Origin of the sequence: Streptomyces kanasensis, from assembly GCF_043077165.1 — a bacterium.
In the GTDB taxonomy this organism is placed as follows: domain Bacteria; phylum Actinomycetota; class Actinomycetes; order Streptomycetales; family Streptomycetaceae; genus Streptomyces; species Streptomyces changanensis.
In genome coordinates this window covers 129,136-153,979 of sequence record NZ_JBIBSF010000006.1, presented here as the reverse complement: position 1 = coordinate 153,979, position 24,844 = coordinate 129,136, and the positions used below count along the sequence as shown (strand labels likewise).

General features: G+C 72.2%; 24 protein-coding genes. 16 read left to right on the top strand and 8 right to left on the bottom strand.

The window, feature by feature from the left end:
- Positions 1-4: 4 nt before the first annotated feature.
- From tpiA to ACF053_RS16980, 6 genes are all read left to right on the top strand, one after another.
- The gene (gene tpiA / locus ACF053_RS17005) at positions 5-781 is read left to right on the top strand and encodes a triose-phosphate isomerase (RefSeq protein ID WP_391954632.1); all 777 of its coding nucleotides are present in this window, start codon (positions 5-7) and stop codon (positions 779-781) included.
- Between the two features lie 118 nt (positions 782-899).
- A complete protein-coding gene (gene secG, locus ACF053_RS17000; protein ID WP_391954835.1) occupies positions 900-1,130 on the top strand; it encodes a preprotein translocase subunit SecG in 231 nt (76 codons plus the stop codon).
- A 122-nt stretch (positions 1,131-1,252) separates the two neighbouring features.
- Positions 1,253-1,588, top strand: a complete 336-nt coding sequence (locus ACF053_RS16995; RefSeq protein WP_003957010.1) for an RNA polymerase-binding protein RbpA — start codon at positions 1,253-1,255, stop codon at positions 1,586-1,588.
- A gap of 204 nt (positions 1,589-1,792) precedes the next feature.
- Positions 1,793-3,448 carry a glucose-6-phosphate isomerase gene (gene pgi / locus ACF053_RS16990; RefSeq protein WP_391954834.1) on the top strand — a complete coding sequence of 552 codons (1,656 nt, stop codon included), beginning with the start codon at positions 1,793-1,795 and terminating at the stop codon, positions 3,446-3,448.
- Between the two features lie 4 nt (positions 3,449-3,452).
- Positions 3,453-3,953: a PH domain-containing protein gene (locus ACF053_RS16985; protein ID WP_391954631.1), complete on the top strand. Its 501-nt coding sequence runs from the start codon at positions 3,453-3,455 to the stop codon at positions 3,951-3,953.
- A 221-nt stretch (positions 3,954-4,174) separates the two neighbouring features.
- Positions 4,175-5,722 carry a PH domain-containing protein gene (locus ACF053_RS16980; protein WP_391954833.1) on the top strand — a complete coding sequence of 516 codons (1,548 nt, stop codon included), beginning with the start codon at positions 4,175-4,177 and terminating at the stop codon, positions 5,720-5,722.
- Between the two features lie 69 nt (positions 5,723-5,791).
- On the opposite strand, the gene pgl is transcribed toward ACF053_RS16980, so the two are convergent.
- From pgl to tkt, 5 genes are read right to left on the bottom strand one after another with little or no spacing between them, the layout of a single operon-like run.
- Positions 5,792-6,571 (bottom strand): 6-phosphogluconolactonase, encoded by a 780-nt coding sequence (pgl, locus tag ACF053_RS16975; protein WP_391954630.1) that lies wholly within the window; start codon positions 6,569-6,571, stop codon positions 5,792-5,794.
- On the bottom strand, positions 6,568-7,710 hold the full coding sequence (gene opcA, locus ACF053_RS16970; RefSeq protein ID WP_391954629.1) for a glucose-6-phosphate dehydrogenase assembly protein OpcA: 1,143 nt from the start codon (positions 7,708-7,710) through the stop codon (positions 6,568-6,570). The genes pgl and opcA overlap by 4 nt, the downstream gene beginning before the upstream one ends.
- Entirely contained in the window at positions 7,707-9,233 is a 1,527-nt protein-coding gene (gene zwf / locus ACF053_RS16965; RefSeq protein WP_058944788.1) for a glucose-6-phosphate dehydrogenase, read from the bottom strand. The genes opcA and zwf overlap by 4 nt, the downstream gene beginning before the upstream one ends.
- Positions 9,234-9,236: 3 nt before the next feature.
- Positions 9,237-10,355 (bottom strand): transaldolase, encoded by a 1,119-nt coding sequence (gene tal, locus ACF053_RS16960; RefSeq protein WP_391954628.1) that lies wholly within the window; start codon positions 10,353-10,355, stop codon positions 9,237-9,239.
- Between the two features lie 35 nt (positions 10,356-10,390).
- Positions 10,391-12,478, bottom strand: coding sequence for a transketolase (tkt, locus tag ACF053_RS16955; protein ID WP_391954627.1), 2,088 nt, complete (start codon positions 12,476-12,478; stop codon positions 10,391-10,393).
- Between the two features lie 378 nt (positions 12,479-12,856).
- Here tkt and ACF053_RS16950 point away from each other — a divergent pair, with 378 nt between their 5' ends.
- Entirely contained in the window at positions 12,857-13,819 is a 963-nt protein-coding gene (locus tag ACF053_RS16950; protein ID WP_391954626.1) for a heme o synthase, read from the top strand.
- Between the two features lie 148 nt (positions 13,820-13,967).
- Complete coding sequence (locus tag ACF053_RS16945; RefSeq protein WP_391954625.1) at positions 13,968-14,306, top strand: hypothetical protein; 339 nt, start codon at positions 13,968-13,970, stop codon at positions 14,304-14,306.
- A 694-nt stretch (positions 14,307-15,000) separates the two neighbouring features.
- On the opposite strand, the gene ACF053_RS16940 is transcribed toward ACF053_RS16945, so the two are convergent.
- The 3 genes from ACF053_RS16940 to ACF053_RS16930 form a co-directional block, all read right to left on the bottom strand.
- Positions 15,001-15,972, bottom strand: a complete 972-nt coding sequence (locus ACF053_RS16940) for a COX15/CtaA family protein (protein WP_391954832.1) — start codon at positions 15,970-15,972, stop codon at positions 15,001-15,003.
- A gap of 197 nt (positions 15,973-16,169) precedes the next feature.
- Positions 16,170-16,943: an ABC transporter permease gene (locus ACF053_RS16935; protein WP_391954624.1), complete on the bottom strand. Its 774-nt coding sequence runs from the start codon at positions 16,941-16,943 to the stop codon at positions 16,170-16,172.
- A gap of 64 nt (positions 16,944-17,007) precedes the next feature.
- On the bottom strand, positions 17,008-17,934 hold the full coding sequence (locus ACF053_RS16930; RefSeq protein WP_391954623.1) for an ABC transporter ATP-binding protein: 927 nt from the start codon (positions 17,932-17,934) through the stop codon (positions 17,008-17,010).
- A gap of 190 nt (positions 17,935-18,124) precedes the next feature.
- On the opposite strand from ACF053_RS16930, the gene ACF053_RS16925 reads away from it, so the two are divergent.
- From ACF053_RS16925 to ACF053_RS16890, 8 genes are read left to right on the top strand one after another with little or no spacing between them, the layout of a single operon-like run.
- Positions 18,125-18,877, top strand: a complete 753-nt coding sequence (locus ACF053_RS16925) for a helix-turn-helix transcriptional regulator (protein WP_391954622.1) — start codon at positions 18,125-18,127, stop codon at positions 18,875-18,877.
- The gene (sufB, locus tag ACF053_RS16920) at positions 18,874-20,289 is read left to right on the top strand and encodes a Fe-S cluster assembly protein SufB (RefSeq protein ID WP_391954621.1); all 1,416 of its coding nucleotides are present in this window, start codon (positions 18,874-18,876) and stop codon (positions 20,287-20,289) included. The genes ACF053_RS16925 and sufB overlap by 4 nt, the downstream gene beginning before the upstream one ends.
- Before the next feature lie 60 nt (positions 20,290-20,349).
- Positions 20,350-21,525: a Fe-S cluster assembly protein SufD gene (sufD, locus tag ACF053_RS16915; protein ID WP_391954620.1), complete on the top strand. Its 1,176-nt coding sequence runs from the start codon at positions 20,350-20,352 to the stop codon at positions 21,523-21,525.
- A complete protein-coding gene (locus ACF053_RS16910; RefSeq protein WP_391954619.1) occupies positions 21,525-21,842 on the top strand; it encodes a bifunctional 3-phenylpropionate/cinnamic acid dioxygenase ferredoxin subunit in 318 nt (105 codons plus the stop codon). Before sufD ends, ACF053_RS16910 begins: the two co-directional genes overlap by 1 nt.
- Positions 21,843-21,849: 7 nt before the next feature.
- Positions 21,850-22,617: a Fe-S cluster assembly ATPase SufC gene (sufC, locus tag ACF053_RS16905; RefSeq protein ID WP_391954618.1), complete on the top strand. Its 768-nt coding sequence runs from the start codon at positions 21,850-21,852 to the stop codon at positions 22,615-22,617.
- On the top strand, positions 22,614-23,870 hold the full coding sequence (locus ACF053_RS16900; protein WP_391954617.1) for a cysteine desulfurase: 1,257 nt from the start codon (positions 22,614-22,616) through the stop codon (positions 23,868-23,870). Before sufC ends, ACF053_RS16900 begins: the two co-directional genes overlap by 4 nt.
- A gap of 11 nt (positions 23,871-23,881) precedes the next feature.
- Entirely contained in the window at positions 23,882-24,355 is a 474-nt protein-coding gene (sufU, locus tag ACF053_RS16895) for a Fe-S cluster assembly sulfur transfer protein SufU (protein WP_391954616.1), read from the top strand.
- A complete protein-coding gene (locus ACF053_RS16890; protein WP_058943194.1) occupies positions 24,352-24,690 on the top strand; it encodes a metal-sulfur cluster assembly factor in 339 nt (112 codons plus the stop codon). Before sufU ends, ACF053_RS16890 begins: the two co-directional genes overlap by 4 nt.
- Positions 24,691-24,844: the final 154 nt, after the last annotated feature.

Below are 24,844 nucleotides of genomic sequence, written 5' to 3'. Positions count from 1 at the left end.
CACCGTGACCGCACGTACCCCGCTGATGGCGGGCAACTGGAAGATGAACCTCAACCACCTCGAGGCCATCGCGCACGTCCAGAAGCTCGCCTTCGCCCTGACCGACAAGGACCACGACGCCGTCGAGGTCGCCGTGCTGCCGCCCTTCACCGACCTGCGCTCCGTGCAGACCCTGGTGGACGGCGACAAGCTGCGGATCAAGTACGGCGCCCAGGACCTGTCCGCGCACGACTCCGGCGCCTACACCGGCGAGATCTCCGGCGCGATGCTGGCCAAGCTGAAGTGCGCCTTCGTCACCGTGGGCCACTCCGAGCGCCGCCAGTACCACGGCGAGACCGACGCCGTCTGCAACGAGAAGGTGAAGGCGGCCTTCCGGCACGGCCTGACCCCGATCCTCTGCGTCGGTGAGGGCCTCGACGTCCGCAAGGCCGGCGAGCAGGTCGCCCACACCCTCGCCCAGCTCGACGGCGGGCTGAAGGACGTCCCCGCCGAGCAGGCCGAGTCCGTGGTGATCGCCTACGAGCCGGTGTGGGCCATCGGCACCGGCGAGGTCGCCACGCCCGAGGACGCGCAGGAGGTGTGCGGCGCCGTCCGCGCCCGCCTGGCCGAGCTGTACTCCCAGGAGCTGGCCGACAAGGTCCGCATCCAGTACGGCGGCTCCGTGAAGGCCGGCAACATCGCCGCGATCATGGCGCAGCCCGACGTCGACGGCGCCCTCGTCGGTGGTGCCTCGCTGGACACCGAGGAGTTCGTCAAGATCGTCCGCTTCCGCCACCAGTGAGTATGCGGTAGGGCGGAATCGTCGTACCCTTGCGGGGGCCCGGGCTTTTCGTCGGCCTGGGCCCCCGTCGTCCATCCAGTCCTTGAGAATTGCCAGGAAGTAGGGTCCAGCCGTGATTATGGGGTTCTCGATCGCCCTGATCGTGTTCAGCCTGCTGCTGATGCTGCTGGTGCTGATGCACAAGGGGAAGGGCGGCGGTCTCTCCGACATGTTCGGTGGCGGTATGCAGTCCTCCGTCGGTGGTTCCTCGGTCGCCGAGCGCAACCTCGACCGCATCACCGTCATCGTCGGCCTGCTCTGGGTCGCCTGCATCGTCGTCGTGGGCCTGCTCATCAAGCTGGACGGCTGAACGGGCCGTCCCGCGACCGCGTCCCGTCTCCGGGCGGCGGGGTAACTCCCGTCACTGGACGTGCGTTGGGCCTTACGTAGACTGGGGCATCCTCGAGCACCATCACGCAGGGAGTGACGACCGTGGCAAGTGGCAACGCGATCCGGGGAAGCCGGGTCGGAGCGGGGCCGATGGGGGAGGCCGAGCGCGGTGAGTCCGCGCCCCGGCTCCGCATTTCCTTCTGGTGCTCCAACGGGCACGAGACGCAGCCCAGCTTCGCCAGTGACGCACAGGTCCCGGACACCTGGGACTGCCCCCGGTGCGGCTTCCCGGCCGGTCAGGACCGGGACAACCCGCCGGACCCGCCGCGCACCGAGCCGTACAAGACGCACCTGGCGTACGTGCGCGAGCGGCGCAGCGACGCCGACGGCGAGGCGATCCTGGCCGAGGCGCTCGCCAAACTGCGCGGCGAGATCTGAACCCTGGTACCCGCAGCACGGGCCCTGCCCGCGAGACCCCGAGGGGTCCCGCGAGCGGGGCCCTTTTGCGTATCCGGGGAACGGTTCGCGCGCACGGACGGTTTTGGCCTGTGGACAAGTCCGTTGCGGGCCGTCAGATCAATTAGGTTGGAAGGGCAGCGGGGCAAGCAGGCAGGTACGAGAAGAAGTGGGCCGATGTCCAACATGAACGCAGAAAGCAGCCGCCCGAGGTTGAACCGGACGCCCGAGTGGGCCGCCCTGGCCGAGCACCGCGAACAGTTCGGCCGGACGCACCTGCGCGAGCTGTTCGCCGCCGACCCCGAGCGCGGCACCGGCTACACCCTGCGGGTGGGCGACCTGTATCTGGACTACTCCAAGCAGCTCGTCACGGACGAGACGCTGACGCTGCTGCGCCGGCTGGCCGAGGCCACCGGGGTGGCGGAGCTGCGGGACGCGATGTTCCGCGGCGAGAAGATCAACACCACGGAGGACCGCGCCGTCCTCCACACCGCGCTGCGCGCCCCCCGGGGTACCGTCGTCGAGGTCGACGGCGAGGACGTGGTGCCCGGCGTGCACACCGTCCTCGACCGGATGGCCGCCTTCTCCGAGCGGATCCGCTCGGGGGAGTGGAAGGGCCACACCGGCAAGCCCATCAAGAACGTCGTCAACATCGGTATCGGCGGCTCCGACCTCGGTCCGGCGATGGCCTACGAGGCGCTGCGCTCCTTCACCCGCCGCGACCTGACGTTCCGTTTCGTCTCGAACGTGGACGGCGCGGACCTGCACGAGGCGGTCCACGACCTCGACGCGGAGGAGACGCTCTTCATCATCGCGTCGAAGACGTTCACCACCATCGAGACCATCACCAACGCCACCTCCGCCCGCGAATGGCTCCTCGGCGAGCTGAAGGCCGGACCGGAGGCCGTCGCCCGCCACTTCGTGGCCCTGTCGACCAACGCCGGCAAGGTCGAGGACTTCGGCATCGACACGGCCAACATGTTCGAGTTCTGGGACTGGGTCGGCGGCCGGTACTCCTTCGACTCCGCCATCGGCCTCTCCCTGATGATCGCCATCGGCCCGGACGGGTTCCGCGAGATGCTCGACGGCTTCCGGCTGGTGGACGAGCACTTCCGCACCGCCCCGCCGGAGGAGAACGCCCCGCTCCTCCTCGGCCTCCTCGGCGTCTGGTACGGCGCGTTCTTCGACGCCCAGTCGCACGCGGTGCTGCCCTACTCGCACTACCTGTCCAAGTTCACGGCGTACCTCCAGCAGCTCGACATGGAGTCGAACGGCAAGTCCGTGGACCGGGACGGCGCCGAGGTCGACTGGCAGACCGGCCCCGTCGTCTGGGGCACCCCGGGGACGAACGGCCAGCACGCCTACTTCCAGCTCATCCACCAGGGCACGAAGACCATCCCGGCTGACTTCATCGGCTTCGCCAGGCCCGTCGCCGGCCTGGGCCCGGACCTGACGGCCCAGCACGACCTGCTCATGGCCAACTTCTTCGCGCAGACGCAGGCCCTGGCCTTCGGCAAGACCCCCGAGGAGGTACGGGCCGAGGGCGTTCCGGAGGAGCTGGTGCCGCACAAGACCTTCCGCGGCAACCACCCCACGACCACCGTCCTCGCCGACGAGCTGACCCCGTCCGTGGTGGGGCAGCTGATCGCCCTGTACGAGCACAAGGTGTTCGTCCAGGGCGCCGTCTGGAACATCGACTCCTTCGACCAGTGGGGTGTGGAGCTCGGCAAGGTGCTCGCCAAGCGCATCGAGCCCGTCCTGACGCGGGGCACCGGCGGGGAGGAGCTGGACAGCTCCACCGCGGCGCTCGTCGCCGCCTACCGGACGCTGCGGGGGCGGTGACCTGATGCGGGGGGAGGACGCGGTGCGGCTGCGGCCGCCCAGGAACACCCTGGACCGGAGGGCGGTCGGCTGGTGGCGGGCCCAGTGGCTGCTGACCACCGCCGTGCCGGCGGTCGTCCTGGCCGTCCTGGGCGGCTTCCTGGAGCCCACCAGGACGTGGTTGCTGTCCCTGGCCGGGGCGGTGACGGTGGTGGGGCTCGCCTGTGCCGCGTTCTTCCCTCGCTGGTGGTTCCGGGTGCACCGGTGGGAGGTCACGGACGAGGCCGTCTACGTGCGCACGGGCTTCTTCTGGCAGGAGTGGCGGATCGCCCCGATGTCCCGCATCCAGACGGTCGACACGATACGGGGCCCGCTGGAGCAGGCGTTCCGGCTCGCCACGGTCACGGTCACCACGGCGTCCGCCAAGGGCGCGGTCACCCTCGCGGGCCTCGACCACCGGATGGCGGCCGACCTCGCCGAGCGGCTGACGCGGATCACCCGCGACACCCCGGGGGACGCGACGTGACCCCGCGCCCCGACGATCCGACCGCCTCGGCCGGTGACGCCGCCCCGCGTCCTGACGGCCCGTCCGCCTCGGCCGGTGAGGGCGCCCCGAGCCCGGCTGCGGGCAGCGGCCCGCGCCCGGCCGGCGACGGCCTCCCGGAGGGGCCCGGGGGAGCGGACGGGGTCAGAGTGCCGGACGTGTCAAACGTGCCGGATGAGCACGGTGTGCCGGACGGGCCCGGCATGTGGGCCGGGGACGCCGCCCGGAGCGACGCCGGGGACGGCGGAGACGGCGAGGAGTGGCGGCGGTTCGACCGGCGTACGGTGCTGGTGGCCGCCGTGGCGGGCGGGGGCGTCGCGGCCGGTGGCGCCCTGCCCGCCTTCCTCGGCCTGCTCGGTGTCCTCGCCTGGTGGGTCGCGCTCCTGGTGGTGGCCGCCGGCGCCCTGCTCCTGGTCCTCGGCGGTGGCGCGCTCGCCCACGTCCGCCGGCACCGGACGCGCTACCGCGTCGGCGCGGAGCGGGTCGAGCTCCACGCCCGGCTCTTCGTCGTCGAGCGGCGCCGCTCCCTGCCCCGGGAGCGCATCCGCAGCGTCGACCTGACGGCCAATCCGCTGCTGCGGATACTCGGCCTCGTCAAGGTCCGCATCGGCACCGGGGAGAAGACCGCCGGTGGCGAGTCGACGCTGGAGCTGGACGCCGTCAGCCGGGCGGAGGGGGAGCGGCTGCGCCGGGAGCTGCTGCGCCGCGCCGCCGAGCCGGACGCGACCGCCCGCCACGACGGCGAACTGGCCTCCCTGGACCCGTCCTGGATCCGGTACGCGCCGCTCTCCTTCGTCGCCCCCCTCCTCGGCGGTGCGGCGGTCGGCGCCGTCATGCAGGTCAGCGAGTGGTTCGGCGTCCAGCGCGAGGTCATCGACCGTGTCGGTGAGGTCTTCCGCACCACACCGCTGGTCTGGGTCGTCCTCACGCTCACGTCGGCGACCCTGCTCGCCGGGGTGGTCGGCGCGCTCGCCCTGTGGGTGGAGATGTGGTGGAACTACCGGCTGGAGCGCGAGCCCGGCGGCACCCTGCGCGTGCGGCGCGGGCTGCTCACCGCCCGTTCGCTCTCCGTGGAGGAGCGGCGGCTGCGCGGCGTCGAACTGGTCGAGCCGCTCGGGGTGCGGCTCTTCCGCGCCGCCCGGGTCGACGCCATCGCCACCGGTCTGGTCAAGGGGAAGGACGACAAGCACGACACCCACAAGTCGCTGCTGCCCGTCGTGCCGCGCGCCAGGGCCGACGAGGTCGCCGCGCGCGTCCTGCGCGAACCCGTGCCGCCCACGAGCGCCGTGCTCACCGCGCACCCCCGGGCCGCCCGCGCGCGGCGCCTGCGCTGGGCGTCGACCACGGCGGCGGCGCCCGTGGCGGTCCTCGTCGGGCTGGGCGCGGCGCTCGACGTCCCGGCCCTGCTGTACACGGCGGCGGCCTGCGCCCCGGTGCTGGCCGTGACCGCGGTCCTCCTCGCCCTCGACGCCTACCGGAGCCTCGGGCACGGTCTCACCGGCGGGTACCTCGTGACGCGTGCGGGGGCGGTACGGCGCTCCACCGTGGCCCTGCAGCGCGGCGGCGTCATCGGCTGGACGCTCAAGCAGTCCTGTTTCCAGCGCCGCGCCGGGCTCCTCACGCTCACGGCGACCACGGCGGCCGGGGACGGCGCCTACCACGTGTACGACGCGGACGAGAGCGAGGTCCTGCACTGCGCGGCCACCGCCGTCCCGGGCCTCCTGGAGCCGTTCCTGGAACCGGCCGAATGAGCCCTGACACGGCGGAGGCCCGGTCCGCGTACGTCGCGGTCCGGGCCTCCACCGTACGGTGACGTCCCCTCAGGGGGACGGTACCGGCTGGGGCGCGCGGGGCAGCCGGGCCGCCGCGGCGGCGTCCAGCAGCCACAGGGTCCGGGACCGCCCGCGGGCGCCCGCCGCCGGGGCCTGCAGCTCACCGGCGCCGGACAGGGCGATCGCCGCCGCCTGGGCCTTGTCCTCGCCCGCTGCCAGCAGCCACACCTCGCGGGCGCAGCGGATCGCCGGCAGCGTCAGCGAGATCCGGGTCGGCGGCGGCTTGGGCGCCCCGTGGACGCCGACCACCATGCGCTCGGCCTCCCGCACGGCGGGGTGCTCCGGGAAGAGCGAGGCGACGTGCGTGTCGGGGCCGACGCCGAGCATCAGGACGTCGAACGCCGGTACGGCGCCGTCCTCCGGGCCCGCCGCCGCGGCGAGTTCCTCCGCGTACGCCGCGGCCGCCGCGTCCACGTCGGTGCCGTGGGCGCCGCCGGCCACCGGCATGGTGTGCACCCGCGCCGGGTCCAGCGGGACGCCGTCGAGCAGCGCGGCCCGCGCCTGGGTGTCGTTGCGGTCGGGGTCGCCCTCGGGGAGGAACCGCTCGTCGCCCCACCACAGGTCGAGCCGCGACCAGTCGACCGCGTCCCGGGCGGGTGCCGAACGCAGCGCGGCCAGCAGGCCGTTGCCGTTGCGGCCGCCGGTGAGGACCACGGACGCGGTGCCGCGGTCGGCCTGCGCGTCGACGATCCGGGTGATGAGGCGGGCCGCGGCGGCCTGCGCCATCAGCTCCTTGTCGCGGTGGACGACGAGCCGGGGGTCGCTCACTTCGCCGCCGCCTTCCTGGCCGGCTTCTTGGTGGCGGACTTCGCCGGCCCGGCGGTGCCGGCCTCGTCGGCCGACCCCGTCTCCGCACCGGCGTCACCCGACTCCGCACCCGAGCCCGTACCGGGTGCGGAAGCCGAGTCGGCCCCCGCACCCGCGCCCGCGCCCGAACCCGCCGCGGGCGCGGAGGCCGACGAGGCGTCGGAGCCCGCCGCCCCGCGCTGCAGCCGGTCGACGCCGAAGCGCAGCGCCGACGCGTACGTGTCGTCCGGGTCGAGGCGCCGGAGCTCCTCGGCGATCAGCTCGGCCGTCTCGCGGCGCTTGAGCGCGACCGCCCGGTTCGGCTGCCCCTCCACGGCGAGCGTGGCGAGTGAACCGTCCGGCCGGTCGAGCACGATCGGGCCGCAGTCGGTCGCCAGCCGCACCGCGGTCAGCCCCGGGCCCGCCGACGGCGAGCGGCGCACCGACACGCCCAGCCGGTCCGCCAGCCACATGGCCAGCAGTTCCACGCTGGGGTTGAACTCCTCGCCCTCCACCTCGGCCGACGCCACCTGGCAGGCGATCTGGTCGAGGGCCGCGGCGAGCATCGAACGCCACGGCGTGATCCGCGTCCAGGCCAGGTCGGTGTCGCCCGGCGTGTACGCCCCGGCGCGCGCCGCCAGTTCGGCGATCGGGTCCTCGGCGTTGTACGTGTCGGTCACGCGGCGCTGGGCGAGCGCGCCCAGCGGGTCGTTGGCCGGGTCGGTCGGCGCGTTCACCGGCCACCACACCACGACCGGCGCGTCGGGCAGCAGCAGCGGCAGCACGACGGACTGGGCGTGGTCGATGACCTCGCCCCGCAGCCGCAGGATGACCGTCTCACCGGTGCCCGCGTCCGCGCCGACCCGTACCTCCGCGTCCAGGCGGGCCTTCGCCCGGTCCCGGGGCGAGCGGGAGACCCGCTTGATGACGACGAGCTTGCGCGAGGGGTGCTCGCGGGCCGCCTCGTTGGCGGCCCGGAGCGCGTCGTAGGCGTTCTCCTCGTCCGTGACGATGACCAGGGTCAGCACCATGCCGACGGCGGGCGTGCCGATGGCCCGCCGCCCCTGGACGAGCGCTTTGTTGATCTTGCTGGAGGTGGTGTCCGTAAGGTCGATCTTCATGGCCGGCGCCAGCTCCGTCCGTCTCGTGCGAGCATTTCGTCCGCCTCGACCGGACCCCAGGTGCCCGCCTGGTACTGCGCGGGCTTGCCGTGCTCGTCCCAGTACCGCTCGATCGGGTCGAGGATCCGCCACGACAGCTCGACCTCCTCCACGCGCGGGAAGAGGTTGGCGTCGCCGAGGAGGACGTCGAGGATGAGCCGCTCGTACGCCTCGGGGCTGGACTCGGTGAAGGACTCGCCGTAGGCGAAGTCCATCGAGACGTCCCGGACCTCCATCGAGGTGCCCGGCACCTTGGAGCCGAACCGCATGGTCACGCCCTCGTCCGGTTGGACGCGGATGACCAGGGCGTTCTGCCCCAGTTCCTCCGTCGCCGTGTGGTCGAACGGGGAGTGCGGGGCGCGCTGGAAGACGACCGCGATCTCCGTCACCCGACGGCCCAGGCGCTTGCCGGTCCGCAGGTAGAAGGGGACGCCCGCCCAGCGGCGGTTGTCGATCTCCACCTTGATCGCGGCGTACGTGTCGGTCTTGGAGGCGGGATCGATGCCCTCCTCCTCCAGGTACCCGACGGCCTGCGCGCCGCCCTGCCACCCGGCTGCGTACTGTCCGCGCACCGTCGAGGCGCCGAGGTCCCGGGGCAGCCGCACGGCGCCCAGCACCTTGGTCTTCTCGGCGGCGAGCGCGTCCGCGTCGAAGGAGGCGGGCTCCTCCATCGCGGTCAGCGCGAGCAGCTGGAGCAGGTGGTTCTGGATGACGTCGCGGGCGGCGCCGATGCCGTCGTAGTAGCCGGCGCGGCCGCCGATGCCGATGTCCTCGGCCATGGTGATCTGCACGTGGTCGACGTACGACCGGTTCCAGATCGGCTCGAAGAGGGTGTTGGCGAAGCGCAGCGCCAGGATGTTCTGGACCGTCTCCTTGCCGAGGTAGTGGTCGATCCGGAACACCTGGTCCGGGGTGAACACCTCGTGGACGATCGCGTTCAGTTCCTGGGCCGACGCCAGGTCGTGGCCGAACGGCTTCTCGATGACCGCGCGGCGCCAGCAGCCGCCCTGCTTCTGCTCGGCCAGCCCGTGCTGCTTCAGCTGCTGGACGACCACGGGGAAGAACTTGGGCGGCACGGACAGGTAGAAGGCGAAGTTTCCGCCGGTGCCCTGTGCCTTGTCCAGCTCCTCCATGGTGGACTTCAGCTGCTCGAAGGCCGTGTCGTCGTCGAAGTCGCCCTGGACGAACCGCATCCCCTGGATCAGCTGCTGCCACACCTCCTCGCGGAACGGGGTGCGCGCGTGCTGCTTGACGGCGTCGTGCACAACCTGCGCGAAGTCCTCGTCCTGCCACTCGCGGCGGGCGAAGCCGATCAGCGCGAAGCCCGGCGGCAGCAGCCCCCGGTTGGCCAGGTCATAGACCGCCGGCATCAGCTTTTTCCGTGACAAATCGCCCGTGACGCCGAAGATCACCAGGCCCGACGGCCCCGCGATGCGCGGGAGCCGTCGGTCCGCGGCGTCACGCAGCGGATTGCTGCTGTGCAAGGTCTACGCCTCCGCGGGGGCGAGGCGCTTGAGCTCCGCCTCGGTAGAAGCCAGCAGGTCGTTCCAGGACGCCTCGAACTTCTGGACGCCCTCGTCCTCCAGGAGCTGGACGACCTCGTCGTAGCCGATGCCCAGCTTCTCCAGCGCGTCCAGGTCCGCCCGAGCCTGCTCGTACGTACCGGCGACGGTGTTGCCCCGGATGTCGCCGCGCGCGGCGGTGGCCTCCAGCGTCGCCTCCGGCATGGTGTTGACCGTGCCCGGCGCGACCAGCTCGTCCACGTACAGCGTGTCCTTGTACGCGGGGTCCTTCACGCCCGTCGACGCCCAGAGCGGACGCTGCCGGTTGGCCTGCGCACGGTCCAGCGCCGCCCAGCGCTCGGAGGAGAACACCTCCTCGTACGCCTCGTAGGCCAGCCGGGCGTTGGCGAGGGCGGCCTTGCCGCGCAGCGCCTTCGCCTCGTCGGTGCCGATGCCGTCCAGGCGCTTGTCGATCTCGGTGTCCACGCGGGAGACGAAGAAGGACGCCACGGAGTGGATCTTCGACAGGTCCAGGCCCCGCTCCTTGGCCTTCTCCAGGCCGATGAGGTAGGCCTCCATCACCCGGCGGTAGCGCTCCAGCGAGAAGATCAGCGTGACGTTGACGCTGATGCCCAGGCCGATGACCTCCGCGATGGCGGGCAGCCCCGCCTCGGTGGCCGGGATCTTGATGAGCGTGTTCGGCCGGTCGACCAGCCACGCCAGCTGCTTGGCCTCGGCGACCGTCGCGCGGGTGTCGTGCGCCAGGCGCGGGTCCACCTCGATGGAGACCCGGCCGTCCTGGCCCTGCGTCGCGTCGAAGACCGGCCGCAGGATGTCGGCGGCGTCCCGGACGTCCGCCGTCGTGATCATGCGGATGGCCTCCTCGACGGTGACCCTGCGGGCCGCGAGGTCGGTCAGCTGGACGTCGTAGCCGTGGCCCTCGGAGATCGCCTTCTGGAAGATCGACGGGTTGGTGGTGACACCCACCACGTGCTGCTGGTCGATCAGCTCCGCGAGGTTGCCGGAGGTGATCCGGCTGCGGGACAGGTCGTCGAGCCAGATCGCGACGCCTTCGTCGGAGAGGCGCTTGAGTGCGTCTGTCATGAGGGTTGCATCTCCTATACGTGCTTGTGTTGGCGTCAGCGCGCCGCGGCCGCGAGCGATTCCCGGGCGGCGGCGGCGATGGCCTCCGGCGTGAAGCCGAACTCGCGGAACAGCAGCTTCCCGTCGGCCGACGCACCGAAGTGCTCCAGCGACACGATCCTGCCCGCGTCACCGACGTACCGGTGCCACGTCAGACCGATGCCGGCCTCGACCGCCACGCGCGCCGTGACCGACGGCGGCAGCACCGAGTCCCGGTACCCCTGGTCCTGCTCCTCGAACCACTCGACGCACGGCATCGACACCACGCGGGTCGGCACGCCCGACTCCTGGAGCTGCTCGCGCGCCTCCACGGCCAGGTGCACCTCGGAGCCGGTGGCGATCAGCACGACCTGCGGCTCGCCGCCCTCGGCGTCCACCAGCACGTACCCGCCCTTGGCGGTGCCCTCGTTCGGCGCGTACGTCGGCACGCCCTGACGGGTCAGCGCGAGGCCGTGCGGCGCGCCCTTGCCGAACTCCTTGGTCCAGCGGCGGAGGATCTCGCGCCAGGCGAGGGCCGTCTCGTTCGCGTCGGCCGGGCGGACCACGTTGAGGCCCGGGATCGCGCGCAGCGACGCCAGGTGCTCCACCGGCTGGTGCGTGGGGCCGTCCTCGCCGAGACCGATCGAGTCGTGCGTCCAGACGTAGGTCACCGGCAGGTGCATCAGGGCCGACAGGCGGACCGCGTTGCGCATGTAGTCGGAGAACACCAGGAAGGTGCCGCCGTAGACGCGCGTGTTGCCGTGCAGCGCGATGCCGTTCATCTCGGCAGCCATCGCGTGCTCGCGGATGCCGAAGTGGATCGTGCGCCCGTACGGGTCGGCCTCGGGCAGGGGGTTGCCCACCGGCAGGAACGACGACGTCTTGTCGATCGTCGTGTTGTTCGAGCCGGCCAGGTCGGCGGAGCCGCCCCAGAGCTCGGGGATCACCCCGCCGAGCGCCTGGAGGACCTTGCCGGACGCGGCGCGGGTCGCGACGCCCTTGCCGGACTCGAAGACGGGGAGCTTCCCCTCCCAGCCCTCGGGCAGCTCGCCCGCGGAGATCCGGTCGAAGTCGGCGGCGCGCTCCGGGTTGGCCGTGCGCCACTCCTGGAGGTCCTTCTCCCAGGCGGCGCGGGCCTCGCGGCCCCGGTCCAGGGCCTCGCGGGTGTGCGCGATGACCTCGTCGGAGACCTCGAAGGTCCGCTCCGGGTCGAAGCCGAGGACGCGCTTGGTGGCCGCGACCTCCTCGTCGCCCAGCGCCGAGCCGTGGGCGGCCTCGGTGTTCTGCGCGTTCGGGGCCGGCCAGGCGATGATCGAACGCATCGCGATGAACGACGGGCGGTCCGTCTCCGCCTTGGCGGCCTCGATCGCCGCGTACAGGGCGGCCGGGTCCAGGTCGCCGTTCTCCTGCTGCTCGACGCGCTGCACGTGCCAGCCGTACGACTCGTACCGCTTCAGCGTGTCCTCGGACACGGCGGTCTCGGTGTCGCCCTCGATCGAGATGTGGTTGTCGTCCCACAGCATGATGAGGTTGCCGAGCTTCTGGTGGCCCGCCATCGAGGACGCCTCCGCGGAGATGCCCTCCTGGAGGCAGCCGTCACCGGCGACGACGTACACGAAGTGGTCGAACGGCGAGCTGCCGGGCGCCGCCTCCGGGTCGAACAGACCGCGCTCGTACCGGGCGGCCATGGCCATGCCGACGGCGTTGGCGACGCCCTGGCCCAGCGGGCCGGTCGTCGTCTCGACGCCCTTGGTGTGGCCGTACTCCGGGTGGCCCGGGGTCTTCGAACCCCAGGTGCGGAAGGCCTTGAGGTCGTCCAGCTCCAGGCCGAAGCCGGCCAGGTACAGCTGGGTGTAGAGGGTCAGGGACGAGTGCCCCGCGGACAGCACGAACCGGTCGCGACCGGTCCACTCCGGGTCGGCCGGGTCGTGGCGCATGACCTTCTGGAAGAGCGTGTACGCCGCCGGCGCCAGGCTCATCGCCGTACCAGGATGGCCGTTGCCGACCTTCTGTACGGCGTCCGCGGCCAGGACACGGGCGGTGTCGACGGCACGCTGGTCCAATGCGGTCCACTCGAACTCTGTGGTGGTCGGCTTGGTGCTCACCCTCGGTCAGGGCTCCTCTCCACATGTCGCGGGCCGATGACATCGGTGCACCGGCCGCTGCCGAGCCTATCCCGTCACCAGGCCCGATTTTCCGGCTCTTCACCGGGCGTCGCCACCCGCGACCGCCGCCGTGCACCACCTGTCAACAAGGCCGCTCATCCGATCGCTCATCCGTGGCTCGACCGCCCGTTCCCCGCTCATCCGAGCGCTCCGACGAGTGGCGCGCCGCCCTTCTGCGCGGTCCCGCCACCCCCCTCCCACCAGGGCGGTCCAACACGACCCACCCCCGCGAAGGACGGAGTATGGGCAACGTCTACAGTGGCGTGGTACGCGCGAGCCATGACCGGCCCATCACGTCAGGGGGGCGGGCTCGCAGGGATGTCTCTGTCAGGGGTGTGCGTGACGGCCGTCGAATCCCGTCCAGCCGGTGTGCTCGGGACGAGCCCAGCCCATCGGCCATTCGGGGCCCGCGCCAAGGGCTTCGTGGCGCTGACCAAGCCGCGGATCATCGAGCTGCTGCTGATCACGACGGTGCCGGTCATGTTCCTCGCGGAACAGGGCGTGCCCGATCTGTGGCTCGTGGTCCACACGTGTTTCGCCGGGTACCTCTCGGCGGGCGGCGCGAATGCGTTGAACATGTACATCGACCGGGACATCGACGCGCTGATGGACCGCACGTCGCAGCGTCCCCTGGTCACGGGCATCGTCTCGCCCCGCGAGGGACTGGTCTTCGGACTCGTCCTCGCCGTGGTGTCGACGCTCTGGTTCGGGCTCTTCGTCAACTGGCTGTCGGCCTGGCTCGGCCTCGGTGCCCTCCTCTTCTACGTGGTCGTCTACACGATGATCCTCAAGCGCCGCACGGCGCAGAACATCGTGTGGGGCGGCATCGCCGGGTGCATGCCGGTCCTCATCGGCTGGTCCTCGGTCACGGAGTCCATGTCGTGGGCCGCGGTCATCCTGTTCCTCGTCATCTTCTTCTGGACGCCGCCGCACTACTGGCCGCTCTCCATGAAGGTGAAGGAGGACTACGCGCGCGTCGGCGTGCCGATGCTCCCGGTCGTCGCCTCCAACCGGGTCGTGGCGCGGCAGATCGTCCTCTACAGCTGGGTCATGGTCGGTGTGTCGCTGCTGCTCCAGCCCCTCGGCTTCACCGGCTGGTTCTACACGGCCGTGGCCCTGGCGACTGGCGGCTGGTGGCTGTGGGAGGCGCACGCCCTCCAGCACCGCGCCCGGTCCGGCGAGACCGGCGCGAAGCTGAAGGAGATGCGGCTCTTCCACTGGTCGATCACCTACGTCTCGCTGCTGTTCGTGGCGGTCGCGGTGGACCCCTTCCTGAGCTGACACCCCTGCCGGCCCCGACGGGCGGGGGGGGGGGGGGGGCCCCCCCCGGCCCCCCCCCCCCCGCCCCCCCCCCGGGGGGGGGGGGGGGGCCCCCGCCCCCCCCCCCCGCCCGTCGCACGTTGATCTACCCGGCAGTAGCATCCTGTTCATGGCAGACACCACCAAGCAGGCAGAGCGCACGGCGGCGAGGCTCGCCAAGCAGATCCAGGCGTTCGCCAAGGAGCACGGCGGCGCCCAGGGCCAGCTCGCGTACGTCGGGCAGGCCGGCACGCGGATCGTGCTGGTCGGCGAGGACGGCGGCTGGGGCGACCTGGTCGCGCCCGACCACCGGATCGCACGGGACGCCGCCGAGAAGGCCGGCCTCACCCTCCAGGACGACTTCGACGGCGAGCTCGCCGCGAAGGTGCGCACCGGGCCGTACGAATGGAGCCGGATGGCCGGCATCCAGATCGGCGGCAAGGGCGCCGAGGCCCGCCACGACGGCTGACGCCGCCACGACGAAGCGCTTCTGCGACGGAGCGCCGCCGTGAGGGAGCGCACGGCCGGCGGGGAGTGACGCCCGCGGGTGACGCCGGCGGGTGGGGTGGGCCGACGTGCCCGGCCCGGCGCCCCCGGCCGCCCGGCCCGGCGTCCCCGCCCCTCCGGGCGTGCGGCCCCCGGGGACCCGCCCCGCCTGCCCGGCGGGACGCCGCCCGGTCCGCCCGGCATGACAACCCGGAGGCGCCTGGAGTTGCCGCCCACCGGGCCCGCCCGTGCGCTCAGGGTTCCGGACCGCCCGTCGGTGCCGCCCCTGTCCGCCCGTCGTGCCGCCCCGGGTCCGCTCGGTGGGGACGCCCCGTCCCGCGCGGCCGGGACGCCCCGGAGACCCGCCCGGCGCGGCGCCGGCGACTGCTCACCCCGTGACGCGGCGCGACCGCCTACCGCCCCCCGGCCGCGCGCCGTGCCGTTCAGTCCTGGCGCCCCCGTCGCGCCCGCGCCTCCCGGGCCCCGTCGCGCCCGCGCCTCCCATCCCCCCGGACGGCCCGGGACCTGCCCGGCGTGCCCTCCGGGAGGTGGCCGACAGGCGCCGGCGTCACGGTCCGTGCGCGGCCTCGCACGGACCGGCGGCCCCGAACGGGCGACGGCCCCCGCCGGGTGTCCCGGCGGGGGCCGTCGTGGTGTGTGCCCGGTCCTCGATGGTCCTAGGCGGCCGTCAGCGTCGCCTCACCCGTCCGGGTGGGGGCCGGCGCCGTGGCCTCCGGCCGCTCGCGCAGGCTCAGGGCCAGCCGGAGGACGGCGATCCACAGGAGCGCCGAACCGAGCATGTGCGCCCCGACCAGCACCTCCGGCACGCCCGTGAAGTACTGCAGGTACCCGAGCGCGCCCTGGGCCACCACGATCAGCAGCAGGTCCCGGCCGCGGGCCCGGACGTCGGCGGGGGCGTCGACCACGCGCAGGACGAAGAACATCGCGACCGCGCCCACGCACACCAGCCAGGCGAACGCCGCGTGGACCTGGGCCACGGTCTCGTAGGCGAACGGCATGCGCGGCACGTCGCTGCTGTCACCCGCGTGCTTGCCGCTGCCCGTCACGACCGTACCGGCCGCGATGAGGACGGCGGAGACGCCGACCAGGGCCCAGCCGAGCTTGCGCACCGGCCCCGGTACGCGCGGGCGCGGGGCGCCGTCGCCCTCGCCGGCCCGCACCCAGGTGAGCAGGGCGACGGTCAGCAGCGCGTTCGCCGCGAGGAAGTGACCGGCCACCGTCCAGGGGTTCAGCCCCATCCAGACGGTGATGCCGCCGAGCACGGCGTTGCTCGCGACGATGAAGAACTGGAGCCAGCCCAGCCGGGACAGCGAACGCCGCCACGGCTTGGTGGACCGCGCGGCGATGATGGCCCAGCCGACGGCCGCCGACAGGACGTACGTCAGCATGCGGTTGCCGAACTCGATGGCTCCGTGGAGCCCCTGTTCCGGCGTCGCGAAGAGGCTGTCGTCGGTGCACTTGGGCCAGGTGTCGCACCCGAGGCCCGAGCCGGTCAGGCGCACGGCGCCACCGGTGACGATGATGACGACGGTCATGACGACCGCGGCCAGGGTGGCCCGCCGGAGCGTCCGGGGGGACGGGGTCCAGCGCTGGGCGATGTAGGCGAGGGGGGTCAGCACGCCCACCATCGTAGGACGCCGCTTGTGCATGGATTCACGAGGGGTGGGCACAGCGGACGGAACCCGGCGGACGGGACACGCCGGACGGACGGGCGCGAGGCGGACGGGCGAGGCGGGCGGGTGGATCCGTCGGCCCGAGCCCGCAGGGCGGGCGGGAGCGGCCCCGCAGGGCGGGCGGGAGGGCCGCCCGGGAGCGGCCCCGCCGCCTACTCCCAGCGGAAGAAGCGGGCCGCCGCGCCCAGCCCCGCGGCCGCCCACGCGGCGAGGACCCCCAGGTCGGCCCAGGGCGTGCCGGCGCCGTGCTGGAGCACGTCCCGCAGCCCGCCGGAGAGCGCCGATATCGGCAGCAGCTCCAGCACCGCGCGGACGGCCTCCGGGAACCGGTCGAGCGGGACGACGACCCCGCCGCCCACCAGCAGCAGCAGGAAGACCAGGTTGGCGGCGGCCAGGGTCGCCTCGGCGCGCAGGGTGCCGGCCATCAGCAGGCCCAGCCCCGAGAACGCCGCCGTCCCCGCGACCAGCAGCAGGAGGGCCGCCGGCACGCCGCCCCGCGGCGACCAGCCGAGCCCGAACGCGATGGCCGTCAGCAGCAGCACCTGGAGGACCTCGGTGACCAGTACCGACAGCGTCTTGGCGACCATCAGCGCCCAGCGCGGCAGCGGGGAGGCGCCGAGCCGCTTCAGCACGCCGTAGCGCCGCTCGAACCCCGTCGCGATGGCCTGCCCGGTGAAGGCGGTCGACATCACGGCGAGGGCGAGGACGCCCGGCGCGAGGAAGTCGACCGCCCGGCCCTCCCCGGTGTCGACGACGTCGACGGTGGAGAAGAGGACGAGCAGCAGCGACGGGATGACGACGGTGAGCAACAGCTGCTCGCCGTTGCGCAGCAGCATCCGGGTCTCCAGGGCGGCCTGCGCGGCGATCATCCGCCACACGGGGGCGGCGCCCGGCCGCGGGGCGTACGTACCGGTGCCGGTGGTCATCGGCGGGCCTCCCGTCGCGCGGACCCGTCCGTGCCGGGCCGGCCCGTCCGGTGCGTGTCGTACCTCATCCGCGCAGCTCCTTGCCGGTCAGCTCCAGGAAGACGTCCTCCAGGGTGCGGCGCTCGACCGCCATGCCGTCGGGCATCACGCCGTGCTGGGCGCACCAGCCGGTGACGGTGGCGAGCAGCTGCGGATCGACCGCGCCCCGGATCAGATAGGCCCCCGGGGTGACCTCGTCGGCGGACGTGCCGTCGGGCAGGGCCTTCAGCAGGGAGTCGAGGTCGAGGCCGGGGCGGCCGGTGAAGCGCAGCGAGTTCTCCGCGCCGCCCCGGCACAGCTGCTCGGGGCTGCCCTGGGCGACGACGCGGCCCGCGTCGACGATCGCCACGTCGTCGGCGAGCTGTTCGGCCTCGTCCATGAAGTGCGTGGTGAGGACGGTGGTGACCCCGTCGGCACGCAGCTCGCGGACCAGCTCCCAGGTGGCGCGCCGGGCCTGCGGGTCGAGCCCGGCCGTCGGCTCGTCGAGGAAGACCAGCTCGGGTCGGCCGACGACGGCCATGGCGAGGGCGAGCCGCTGCTGCTGACCGCCGGACAGCCGCCGGTAGGCCGTGCGGCCGCAGGAGCCGAGGCCGAGGCGTTCGACCAGGGCCTCCACGTCCAGCGGGTGGGCGTGGAGGCGGGCCGTGTGCCGCAGCATCTCCTCGGCGCGGGCGCCCGGGTAGACGCCGCCGGACTGGAGCATGACGCCGACGCGGGGCCGCAGCGCGGCCGCGTCGGCGACCGGGTCGAGGCCGAGGACGCGGACGGTGCCGGCGTCGGGGCGGCGGTAGCCCTCGCAGGTCTCGACCGTGGTGGTCTTGCCGGCCCCGTTGGGCCCGAGGACGGCGGTGACGCCACCCGCGCGGACGTCGAGGTCGAGCCCGTCCACGGCGGTCTTCGTCCCGTACCGCTTGACCAGGCCGCGTACCCGGACGGCGGACTCGTTTCGCATGGGAGGGAGTCTAGAGAGCTGCCGGGCCCCTCCGGCCCGCGGGGCCCCGGCCCGCCCGTGCGACCTGCGCGGATACTCTCCGGTGATCGTTTCCGCAGGTCAGGTTAGGTTTCCCTTAGTGATGCACGGCACCGTGACCTCCCGGCGGCGCGGCTTGTCACTCTCTCGGGAATTACGCAACAATGGCGTTGTGAAAAACGTCGGTGAGGCTTCCACGACCTCCGGGGAGGAGCTCGCGACCGGGGAACGCTCCACGCGCAACCGGGTCGCGCGCTCCATCCTGGACCACGGGCCCTCCACCGTCGCGGAGCTCGCGCAGCGGCTCGGCCTCACCCAGGCGGCCGTCCGCCGCCACCTGGACGCGCTCGTCGCCGACGACGTCGTCGCCCCGCGCGAGCAGCGCGTGTACGGCGCCCGCACCCGCGGCCGCCCCGCCAAGGTCTTCGCGCTGACCGACTGCGGCCGGGACGCCTTCGACCAGTCCTACGACAGCCTCGCGGTCGACGCCCTGCGCTGGATCGAGCAGAACGCCGGGGGCGAGGCCGCCGTCGCCGCCTTCGCGCGCGACCGGGTCGAGGCGCAGGCCGAGACGTACCGGAAGGCCGTCGAGGCGGCGCCGCCCCACGAGCGGGCCCGGGCCCTGGCCGGAGCGCTGAGCGCCGACGGGTACGCTGCGACGGCACGCGAGGCGCCGGTCGGGCAGGTGGGGCAGCAGCTGTGCCAGCACCACTGCCCGGTCGCCCACGTCGCGGAGCGCTACCCGCAGCTCTGCGAGGCGGAGACGGAGCTCTTCTCCCGTCTGCTGGGGACCCACGTCCAGCGTCTGGCCACCATCGCGCACGGCGACGGCGTCTGCACGACGTTCATCCCGCACAGCGACCCGAAACCCCCCAACACCCCTTCGACACCATCCGCAAGCACGGCCGGGAGGAACCCCGCATGACCACCGAGATCAGCCACCCCGAGCTCGAGGGCCTGGGTCGGTACGAATATGGCTGGGCCGACTCCGACGCGGCGGGAGCCGTCGCCAAGCGCGGGCTCAACGAGGACGTCGTCCGCGACATCTCCGCGAAGAAGAACGAGCCCGAGTGGATGCTGAAGCTCCGGCTGAAGGGTCTGCGCCTCTTCGACAAGAAGCCCATGCCGACCTGGGGCTCCGACCTCTCCGGCATCGACTTCGACAACATCAAGTACTTCGTCCGGTCCACCGAGAAGCAGGCGGCTTCCTGGGAGGACCTGCCCGAGGACATCAAGAACACGTACGACAAGCTCGGCATCCCCGAGGCGGAGAAGCAGCGCCTCGTCGCCGGTGTCGCGGCCCAGTACGAGTCCGAGGTCGTCTACCACCAGATCCGCGAGGACCTGGAGGAGCAGGGCGTCATCTTCCTCGACACGGACACCGCGCTGAAGGAGCACCCGGAGCTCTTCCAGGAGTACTTCGGCACGGTCATCCCCGTCGGCGACAACAAGTTCGCGTCGCTGAACACGGCGGTGTGGTCCGGCGGCTCGTTCATCTACGTCCCGAAGGGCGTGCACGTCGAGATCCCGCTCCAGGCCTACTTCCGGATCAACACGGAGAACATGGGCCAGTTCGAGCGGACGCTGATCATCGTCGACGAGGACGCCTACGTCCACTACGTCGAGGGCTGCACCGCGCCGATCTACTCCTCGGACTCGCTGCACAGCGCCGTGGTCGAGATCATCGTGAAGAAGGGCGGCCGCTGCCGCTACACGACCATCCAGAACTGGTCGAACAACGTCTACAACCTGGTCACCAAGCGCGCCGTGGCGTACGAGGGCGCGACCATGGAGTGGGTCGACGGCAACATCGGCTCCAAGGTCACGATGAAGTACCCGGCCGTCTACCTGATGGGCGAGCACGCCAAGGGCGAGACGCTCTCCATCGCCTTCGCGGGCGAGGGCCAGCACCAGGACGCCGGCGCCAAGATGGTCCACATGGCGCCGAACACCTCCTCGAACATCGTCTCCAAGTCGGTGGCGCGGGGCGGCGGCCGCACCTCCTACCGTGGCCTCATCGAGATCGGCGAGGGCGCCCCGGGCTCCAAGTCCAACGTGCTCTGCGACGCCCTGCTCGTCGACACGATCTCCCGCTCCGACACGTACCCGTACGTCGACGTGCGCGAGGACGACGTGTCCATGGGCCACGAGGCGACGGTCTCCAAGGTCTCCGAGGACCAGCTCTTCTACCTGATGAGCCGCGGTCTGAGCGAGTTCGAGGCGATGGCGATGATCGTGCGCGGCTTCGTCGAGCCGATCGCCAAGGAGCTGCCGATGGAGTACGCCCTGGAGCTCAACCGGCTGATCGAGCTGCAGATGGAGGGCTCGGTCGGCTGACCGGCCGCCCGTCCCAGGACCCGACGACGTACGCACGTAGGAAGAGAAACCACGACAGCCATGGCTGAGAACATCCCGGTGGGCTCCACCACCGCCGGCTCCATCGCGGTGGCGGCGGAGTCGACCGTCGCCACCCGCATGAGCGCCCCCCCGTCCTTCGACGTCGCGGACTTCCCCGTCCCGCACGGCCGCGAGGAGGAGTGGCGGTTCACGCCGCTGGAGCGCCTGCGCGGGCTGCACGACGGCACCGCCGTCGCCACCGGTGAAGGGGTGCGCGTCGACGTGACGGCGCCCGACGCCGTCACCGTCGAGACCGTCGGCCGCGACGACGCCCGTCTCGGCCGGGCCGGCACCCCCGTGGACCGGGTCGCCGCCCAGGCGTACTCCGCCTTCGAGAAGGCCACGGTCGTCTCCGTGCCCCGCGAGACGGCGCTCACCGAGCCGGTCCGCATCGCGGTGCACGGCCAGGGCGGCACCTCCTTCGGCCACCTCGTCGTCGAGCTGGGCGCCTTCGCCGAGGCCGTCGTGGTCATCGACCACACCGGTGACGCGGTCCTCGCCGCCAACGTCGACTACGTCCTCGGCGACGGCGCGAAGCTCACCGTCGTCTCCGTCCAGGACTGGGACGCGGGGGCCGTCCACGTCGCGCAGCACAACACGCTCGTCGGCCGCGACGCCTCCTTCAAGTCCGTCGTCGTCACCTTCGGCGGGGACCTGGTCCGCATCCACCCGCGCGTCGAGTACGCCGGAACCGGCGGCGACGCCCAGCTCTTCGGCCTGTACCTCACCGACGCCGGGCAGCACCAGGAGCACCGCCTCCTCGTCACGCACAACGCCCCGCACTGCACGTCGAACGTCGTCTACAAGGGCGCCCTCCAGGGCGAGGGCGCGCACGCCGTGTGGATCGGCGACGTGCTCATCCAGGCCGCCGCCGAGGGCACCGACACCTACGAGATGAACCGCAACCTCGTCCTCACGGACGGCGCGCGGGTCGACTCGGTGCCGAACCTGGAGATCGAGACCGGTGAGATCGCCGGCGCCGGCCACGCCTCGGCGACCGGCCGTTTCGACGACGAGCAGCTCTTCTACCTGATGGCCCGCGGCATCCCGGAGACCGAGGCCCGCCGCCTCGTCGTCCGCGGCTTCTTCGCCGAGCTGCTCCAGCAGATCGGCCTGCCGGACGTCGAGGAGCGGCTCATCGAGAAGATCGAGGCCGAACTGGAGGCGTCCGTCTGATGGCCTTCGTCCGCGCCTGCGGCCTGAGCGAGCTGGCGGAGGACACCCCGAAGCGGGTGGAACTCGACGGCACGCCGGTGTCGGTCGTCCTCACCGAGGGCGAGGTGTTCGCGATCAACGATATCTGCTCGCACGCGAACGTCTCCCTCTCGGAGGGAGAGGTCGAGGACTGCGCCATCGAGTGCTGGCTGCACGGCTCCAGCTTCGACCTCCGCACCGGCAAGCCGTCCGGCCTCCCCGCGACGCGCCCCGTCCCCGTGTACCCCGTAAAGATCGAAGGGGACGATGTGCTCGTCTCCGTCACCCAGGAGTCCTGAGTCACCCATGGCAACGCTTGAAATCCGCGACCTGCACGTCTCCGTCGAGGCCGACAACGCCACGAAGGAGATCCTCAAGGGCGTCGACCTGACCGTGAAGCAGGGCGAGACCCACGCCATCATGGGCCCCAACGGCTCCGGCAAGTCCACCCTCGCCTACTCGCTCGCCGGCCACCCCAAGTACACGATCACCGGCGGCACGGTGACCCTCGACGGCGAGGACGTCCTCGAGATGTCCGTCGACGAGCGCGCCCGCGCCGGTCTCTTCCTCGCCATGCAGTACCCGGTCGAGGTCCCCGGCGTCTCCGTCTCCAACTTCCTGCGCACCTCCGCCACCGCCGTCCGCGGCGAGGCCCCCAAGCTGCGCACCTGGGTGAAGGAGGTCAAGGAGGCCATGCAGCGCCTCAACATGGACCCGGCCTTCGCGGAGCGCAACGTCAACGAGGGCTTCTCCGGCGGCGAGAAGAAGCGCCACGAGATCCTCCAGCTGGAGCTCCTGCGGCCGAAGGTCGCGATCCTCGACGAGACCGACTCCGGTCTGGACGTCGACGCGCTGCGCATCGTCTCCGAGGGCGTCAACCGCGTGCGCGAGACCGGTGAGGTCGGCACCCTGCTGATCACCCACTACACGCGCATCCTCCGCTACATCAAGCCGGACCACGTCCACGTCTTCGCCGCCGGCCGGATCGTCGAGTCGGGCGGCCCCGAGCTCGCCGACAAGCTGGAAGCCGAGGGGTACGAGTCCTACACCACGAAGGGCGGCGCATCCCTGTGACACAGCTTCCGGGCCTCCTCGACACCGAGGCGATCCGCAAGGACTTCCCGATCCTCGACCGGGTGCTCCACGACGGCAAGAAGCTCGTGTACCTGGACAACGCGGCGACCTCGCAGACGCCGCGCCAGGTCATCGACGTGCTCAGCGAGTACTACGAGCAGCACAACGCCAACGTCCACCGTGGCGTGCACGTCCTCGCCGAGGAGGCCACGGAGCTGTACGAGGGCGCCCGTGACAAGGTCGCGGCGTTCATCAACGCGCCCAGCCGTGACGAGGTCATCTTCACGAAGAACGCCTCGGAGTCGCTGAACCTCGTCGCGAACATGCTGGGCTGGGCGGACGAGCCCTACCGCGTGGACGCCGAGACCGAGATCGTCATCACGGAGATGGAGCACCACTCCAACATCGTTCCGTGGCAGCTGCTCGCGCAGCGCACCGGTGCGAAGCTGAAGTGGTTCGGGCTGACCGACGACGGCCGGCTCGACCTCTCCCGCATCGACGAGGTCATCACGCCGAAGACGAAGATCGTCTCCTTCGTGCTGGTCTCCAACATCCTCGGCACGTTCAACCCCGTCGAGGCGATCGTGCGCCGCGCCCAGGAGGTCGGCGCGCTCGTCCTCATCGACGCGTCGCAGGCCGCCCCGCACATGGCGCTGGACGTGCAGGCCCTCCAGGCCGACTTCGTGGCCTTCACCGGCCACAAGATGTGCGGTCCGACGGGCATCGGCGTCCTGTGGGGCCGCCAGGAGCTGCTGGAGGACCTCCCGCCGTTCCTCGGCGGCGGCGAGATGATCGAGACGGTCTCGATGAGCTCGTCGACGTACGCCCCCGCGCCGCACAAGTTCGAGGCGGGCACGCCGCCGATCGCCCAGGCCGTGGGCCTCGGCGCGGCGGTGGACTACCTGACCGCGATCGGCATGGACCGGATCGCCGCTCACGAGCACGCGCTCACGGAGTACGCGATCCAGCGCTTCCGGGAGGTCCCGGACCTGCGGATCATCGGCCCGACCACGGCCGAGGACCGGGGCGCGGCGATCTCCTTCACGCTCGGCGACATCCACCCCCACGACGTGGGTCAGGTCCTCGACGAGCAGGGCATCGCGGTCCGCGTCGGCCACCACTGCGCGCGGCCCGTCTGCCTGCGGTACGGAATTCCCGCGACCACGCGAGCGTCGTTCTATCTGTACTCCACGCCGGCCGAGGTCGACGCCCTGGTGGACGGTCTGGAGCACGTCCGCAATTTCTTCGGATGAGGGGCTGACGCGTGAAGCTGGATTCGATGTACCAGGACGTCATCCTGGACCACTACAAGCACCCGCACGGGCGGGGCTTGCGGGACGGCGACGCCGAGGTGCACCACGTCAACCCGACGTGTGGTGACGAGATCACGCTCCGTGTGAAGTACGACGGCTCCCGCATCGCGGACGTGTCGTACGAGGGCCAGGGCTGTTCCATCAGCCAGGCCTCCGCCTCCGTGCTGAACGAGCTGCTCGTCGGCAAGGAGCTGGAGGAGGCGCAGCGGATCCAGGGCACGTTCCTGGAGCTGATGCAGTCGAAGGGCCGGCTGGAGCCGGACGAGACGATGGAGGAGCTGCTGGAGGACGCGGTCGCGTTCGCCGGCGTCTCCAAGTACCCGGCCCGGGTGAAGTGCGCGCTGCTGAGCTGGATGGCGTGGAAGGACGCGACCGCCCAGGCACTGGGCGGCGAGCCCGCGAAGGCGGATGGGAAGACGGCATGAGCGAGAACGAGACGGCAACGGTGAAGCCCGCGTCCGAGGACGAGGTCCGCGAGGCGCTGTACGACGTGGTCGACCCCGAGCTGGGGATCGACGTCGTGAACCTGGGCCTCATCTACGGGATCCACGTCGACGACTCCAACGTCGCCACGCTGGACATGACGCTCACCTCGGCGGCGTGCCCGCTGACGGACGTCATCGAGGACCAGGCGAAGGCGGCGACCGACGGCATCGTCAACGAGCTGAAGATCAACTGGGTCTGGATGCCGCCGTGGGGCCCGGACAAGATCACGGACGACGGGCGCGAGCAGCTGCGCGCGCTCGGCTTCAACGTCTGACCCGAGGCTGACCCCGGCCCCGTCCGGGCGCGACGGCCGTGGCCCCCCGGGCCCCCCGGGGGGCCCGGCCGGGCGCGGGCCCGGCCCGCCCCCCCGCGCCGGCCCCCCCCGGCCGGGGGCCCCGGGGGGCGCGGCGGCCCCCCCCGCCCCCGGC